The sequence below is a fragment of the Sandarakinorhabdus sp. genome (genome assembly GCF_041689835.1).
Taxonomy (GTDB): Bacteria; Pseudomonadota; Alphaproteobacteria; order Sphingomonadales; family Sphingomonadaceae; genus Sandarakinorhabdus.
The window spans coordinates 1-4,295 of sequence record NZ_JBDNFM010000250.1; the positions used below are offsets into that span (position 1 = coordinate 1).

Annotated in this window: 6 protein-coding genes; 4 read left to right on the forward strand and 2 right to left on the reverse strand. The window is 64.2% G+C overall.

What is annotated here, in order from left to right; translation table 11 throughout:
- Window positions 1-819 (reverse strand): bifunctional phosphopantothenoylcysteine decarboxylase/phosphopantothenate--cysteine ligase CoaBC (gene coaBC / locus ACESL8_RS12830; RefSeq protein ID WP_372919465.1); only part of this gene is annotated, 819 nt, incomplete at its 3' end.
- Window positions 820-957: 138 nt separating this feature from the next.
- On the opposite strand from coaBC, the gene ACESL8_RS12835 reads away from it, so the two are divergent.
- The gene (locus ACESL8_RS12835; protein WP_372919467.1) at window positions 958-2,190 is read left to right on the forward strand and encodes an MFS transporter; all 1,233 of its coding nucleotides are present in this window, start codon (window positions 958-960) and stop codon (window positions 2,188-2,190) included.
- A 21-nt stretch (window positions 2,191-2,211) separates the two neighbouring features.
- On the opposite strand, the gene purC is transcribed toward ACESL8_RS12835, so the two are convergent.
- Window positions 2,212-3,009 (reverse strand): phosphoribosylaminoimidazolesuccinocarboxamide synthase, encoded by a 798-nt coding sequence (gene purC / locus ACESL8_RS12840; protein ID WP_372919469.1) that lies wholly within the window; start codon window positions 3,007-3,009, stop codon window positions 2,212-2,214.
- Window positions 3,010-3,238: 229 nt separating this feature from the next.
- Here purC and ACESL8_RS12845 point away from each other — a divergent pair, with 229 nt between their 5' ends.
- Genes ACESL8_RS12845 through grxD form a run of 3 tightly spaced genes read left to right on the forward strand, consistent with a single transcriptional unit; the run spans window position 3,239 to window position 4,149 of the window.
- Window positions 3,239-3,556, forward strand: coding sequence for a DUF1476 domain-containing protein (locus tag ACESL8_RS12845; protein WP_372919471.1), 318 nt, complete (start codon window positions 3,239-3,241; stop codon window positions 3,554-3,556).
- Window positions 3,556-3,786 (forward strand): BolA/IbaG family iron-sulfur metabolism protein, encoded by a 231-nt coding sequence (locus ACESL8_RS12850; RefSeq protein WP_372919473.1) that lies wholly within the window; start codon window positions 3,556-3,558, stop codon window positions 3,784-3,786. Before ACESL8_RS12845 ends, ACESL8_RS12850 begins: the two co-directional genes overlap by 1 nt.
- 30 nt (window positions 3,787-3,816) lie before the next feature.
- Window positions 3,817-4,149, forward strand: coding sequence for a Grx4 family monothiol glutaredoxin (gene grxD / locus ACESL8_RS12855; protein WP_372919475.1), 333 nt, complete (start codon window positions 3,817-3,819; stop codon window positions 4,147-4,149).
- Window positions 4,150-4,295: the final 146 nt, after the last annotated feature.

The window sequence follows — 4,295 nt, forward strand, 5'->3', positions numbered from 1 at the left end:
ATCGGCGGGCAGGGCGGCTTCGCAGGCGGCGTGCATGTCGCGCGCCGTCGTCACGTCGATGCGGGTGACGCCGGCCGGCGTGGGCAGATGCACCGGCCCTGCCACCAGCGTGACGCGGGCGCCGGCTTGCGCCAGCGCGGCGGCAATGGCAAATCCCTGCTTGCCCGATGAATGATTGCCGATGAAGCGCACCGGGTCGATCGGTTCGTGCGTTGGCCCGGCGGTGACCAGCGCATGCCGGCCCGCCAAATTTTTTGGGCCGAGCTGCGCCGCGATTGCTGCCATGATTGCTGCGATGATCGCCGGCACTTCGGGCAGGCGGCCGGGGCCGAACTCGCCGCAGGCCATTGCGCCGTCATCAGGCTGCATCACGGTCACGCCGTCGCCGCGCAAGGCCGCGACATTGCGCTGGGTGGCTGGATGCAGCCACATTCGCACGTTCATCGCCGGCACCATCAGCACCGGCTTGTCGGTGGCGAGCAGCAGCGTGGCGGCCAGGTCACCGGCTTCGCCGGCCGCCGCGCGTGCCATAAGGCTGGCGGTGGCCGGGCAGACGACGACCAGATCGGCGGCGCGGGACAGCTGAATATGGCCCATCGCGGCTTCGTCCTCCAGGTCCCACAGGCTGGTGCGCACCTTTTCGCCGGCCAGGGCCGAAAGCGAGAGCGGCGTGACGAAACGCGCGCCATTTTCAGTGAGCACCGGCAACACCCGCGCGCCAGCACGGCGCAGTTCGCGCACCAGTTCAAGCGCCTTGAAGGCAGCGATGCCGCCGCCCACGATCAGAAGGATGGTCTTGCCTTGCACAGCGGCCCGCATAGCCGAGTGCGGCCAGCGATGCCAGCGCCACTGCCTTCACCATCATGATGGCCAATCTGCCCACGAGCGGCCGGACGCGCGGTGGGCCAGTTGACGGGCCGGAGCGCCGCCGCCACTGTGTTGGCCGGGGAGAATTTGATGCTGTCAGGCCCGTTGCGCTGGGCGATCACCCTGATCGGGGCGGCCATTGCACTCAATTACATCGATCGCGGCGCCGTGAGCGTGGCGGCGCCGCTGATCAAGGACGAATTCGGCCTCACCAACGAACGTTATGGCGTCATCGTCTCCAGCTTTTACTGGACCTACGTGCCCGCCCTCGCGCTGGCCGGCTGGCTGGCCGACAAGATCAGCGTGCGGCTGCTGATGGCGCTCGGCGTCGCCACCTGGGCGCTGGCCACGATCGGTATGGGCTTTGTCGGCACCGGTGTGGCGGGCGGCGTTACCGGGCTTGTGTTGCTGCGGCTGGTGATGGGGCTGGGGGAAGGCGTTGCGTTCCCCTGCGGTTCCAAGCTGATCGCGCGGGTGCCTGAAGGCGCGCGCGGGCTGGCCAACATCTCGCTTTCGGGCGGGCTGGCACTGGGGCCGCTGATCGGCACGCTGGCCGGCGGCGCCATCATGCAGCTGTGGGGTTGGCGGGAAATGTTCATTGTTTTCGGCCTGGCCACGCTGGTGTGGCTGGTGCCGTGGTGGCTGGCCCGCCGCGGCATCGAGGAAGGCGAGGGCCGGCACGACGACGCGCCGGGCAACGCTGCGCCCCTGGCGCAGGTGCTGCGTCAGCCCGCTTTCTGGGCAGTCACGCTGCTGCACCTGTCGGGCACGTTTGCGCTGTATTTCATCGTCGGCTGGCTGCCGTTGTGGCTGGTCAAGGCGCGCGGCTTTTCGATTCTCGACATGACCCTGCTCACTTCGGTGTTTTACATTGCGCAGATTGCCGGGGGCACGTTGGGCGCGTGGGCCATCGACCGGGCGATCAGGCGCGGCGGTGATGGCTCGATGTGGCGGCGGCGGATGCTGTTTGCGTCGGTCAGCGCCTGCGTGATGGGCCTGCTGCTGCTGCCCGATATCCAGGGCTGGGTGCCGCTGATCACGCTGATCGCCATCACCGGCTTTGGCTATGGCCCGGTGCCCAATCTGCTGTTCGTGATCGGCCAGACCATGGCCGGGCCGGCGTCGGCCGGGCGCTGGGTAGGGGTGCAAACCAGCATCGGCAATCTGTCGGGCATCATCGGCCCGGTGATGACCGGCATCATCGTCGATGCCGCCGGCTATCGCCCGGCCTTCATCGTTACGGCAGCCATTGTCGGGCTGGGCACGCTGGTGTTTGGCTTGGCCGTGCGGCGGATCGAGCCGGTGCGATGGGCACCAGCCTGATCGCTCACTCGGCCTGATCGCTCACTCCGGCGGGGCGGGCTTGTCCTTGCCGCGCGCTTTGCGGTGTTCATCCAGATCGAGCACGGCGGGCTCATCTTCGGTGAGCAGCCCCAGCCGGCGGGCAACTTCCTGATAGGCTTCAACTTCGCCGCCCAGATCACGGCGGAATCGGTCCTTGTCCATCTTGTCGCCGGTTTTCATGTCCCACAGGCGGCAATTATCGGGGCTGATCTCGTCGGCGAGGATGACGCGGCTGAACTCGCCGTCAAACAGGCGGCCGAATTCAAGCTTGAAATCCACCAGCCGGATGCCGACCGCCGCAAACATGCCGGCCATGAAATCATTCACCCGGATCGCCATGTCGGCGATATCGTGCATCTCGTCCGGGCTGGCCCAGCCGAAGGCGGCGATATGCTCGTCGCTCACCAGCGGATCGCCGAGCGAATCATCCTTGTAGTAATATTCGATGATGGTTCGCGGCAGCTGGGTGCCTTCCTCGATGCCGAAACGCTTGGAAATGCTGCCGGCGGCGACATTGCGCACCACCACTTCGATCGGGATGATTTCAACCTGGCGAACCAGTTGCTCGCGCATGTTAAGGCGGCGGATGAAATGCGTGGGGATGCCGATCATGCCCAACAACGTGAACACATGTTCGGAAATGCGGTTGTTGAGCACGCCCTTGCCGCTGATCGTGCCCTTTTTCTGGGCGTTGAAGGCGGTGGCATCGTCCTTGAAATACTGGATGATGGTGCCGGGTTCCGGGCCTTCATACAGGATCTTGGCCTTGCCTTCGTAAATCTGGCGGCGGCGGGTCATGGCAAACCTTTCGAAGGCGGCACGGCCGGCCCGGATGTGGGCAGGGCACCGCGAAACCAATTTCAGGACGCTGAAGCAGGCTATCACGGGCCTCAAGCGCGGGCGAGAGGCCATAACCCCAAAGCGCGCCAGAGACAATGATTTGGCAGGTGGCATTAGGCAGGCGGCATTGAACAGGCGGCCCGGCTTGCCTATCTGGAAACTCAGACGTGCTCGGGAGCAAAATAGCATGACCACCTTTGACGATCGCCACAAAGCCTTTGAAAGCAAGTTTGCTCATGACGAGGAGATGCGATTCCGCATCCTGGCGCGCCGCGGCAAGCTGATCGGCCTGTGGGCCGCCGAGAAACTGGGCAAGGAAGGCGCCGCCGCCGATGAATATGCCAAGACGGTGTTGCTGTCGGATCTTGAAATTCCCGGTGACGACGACATCATCGCCAAGCTGGCCGGCGATCTGGCCGGGCTGGACGTTGGCGTGAACGATATCAAGGCGATGCTGGCCGAGAAACTGGCCCAGGCCGAAGCCCAGATCAGCGGAGACGCCTGATGCCGATGGCCGCAGCCGATATCGAATCGGCGATCTTGGCCGCACTGCCCGGCGCAAAGGTGGACATCACCGATCTGGCCGGCGATGGCGATCATTATGCCGCCGTGGTGACCGCGCCGCAGTTCGCCGGCTTGTCCAGGGTTGCACAGCAGCGGCTGGTGTATAATGCTCTGGGCGGACGCATGGGGGGTGCGCTGCACGCTCTCAAACTTACTACTGTTCCGGCCTGAACGGCCGCGCAAACCCCAAGGATTTCCCCGATGACCAATTCCGTGCATGACCGCATTGCCGATCTGGTGAACAGCAACGACGTTGTGCTGTTCATGAAAGGCACGCATTTCTTCCCGCAGTGCGGCTTCTCGTCTACCGCTGTCACCATCCTCGAACGGCTGAACGTTGCCTTCGAAGGCGTGGACGTGCTGGCCGATGCGGAAATTCGCCAGGGCATCAAGGAATACAGCGACTGGCCCACCGTTCCGCAACTTTATGTCAAGGGCGAGTTTGTGGGCGGCAGCGACATCATGATGGAAATGTTCCAGGCCGGCGAACTGCAAACGCTGGTGGCTGAAGCTGGCGTGAAACCGGCGGCTTGATTCGGGCTGGGCCAATAAACGGGAAGTGATACCAAGTCGCGATAATCATGACCCATGTGCCCATTGGCGCATTCCGATGGATTTGATGCGGTCTGGCTGATCGATCAGCTTGTTCCAGGCGTCACAGCAGTGATCGACGATTTCGG

Coding starts and splice junctions, on each gene's coding strand:
- ACESL8_RS12835 (WP_372919467.1), top strand. CDS start 958: ATGCTGTCAGGCCCGTTGCGCTGGGCGATCACCCTGATCGGGGCGGCC.
- purC (WP_372919469.1), bottom strand. CDS start 3,009: ATGACCCGCCGCCGCCAGATTTACGAAGGCAAGGCCAAGATCCTGTAT.
- ACESL8_RS12845 (WP_372919471.1), top strand. CDS start 3,239: ATGACCACCTTTGACGATCGCCACAAAGCCTTTGAAAGCAAGTTTGCT.
- ACESL8_RS12850 (WP_372919473.1), top strand. CDS start 3,556: ATGCCGATGGCCGCAGCCGATATCGAATCGGCGATCTTGGCCGCACTG.
- grxD (WP_372919475.1), top strand. CDS start 3,817: ATGACCAATTCCGTGCATGACCGCATTGCCGATCTGGTGAACAGCAAC.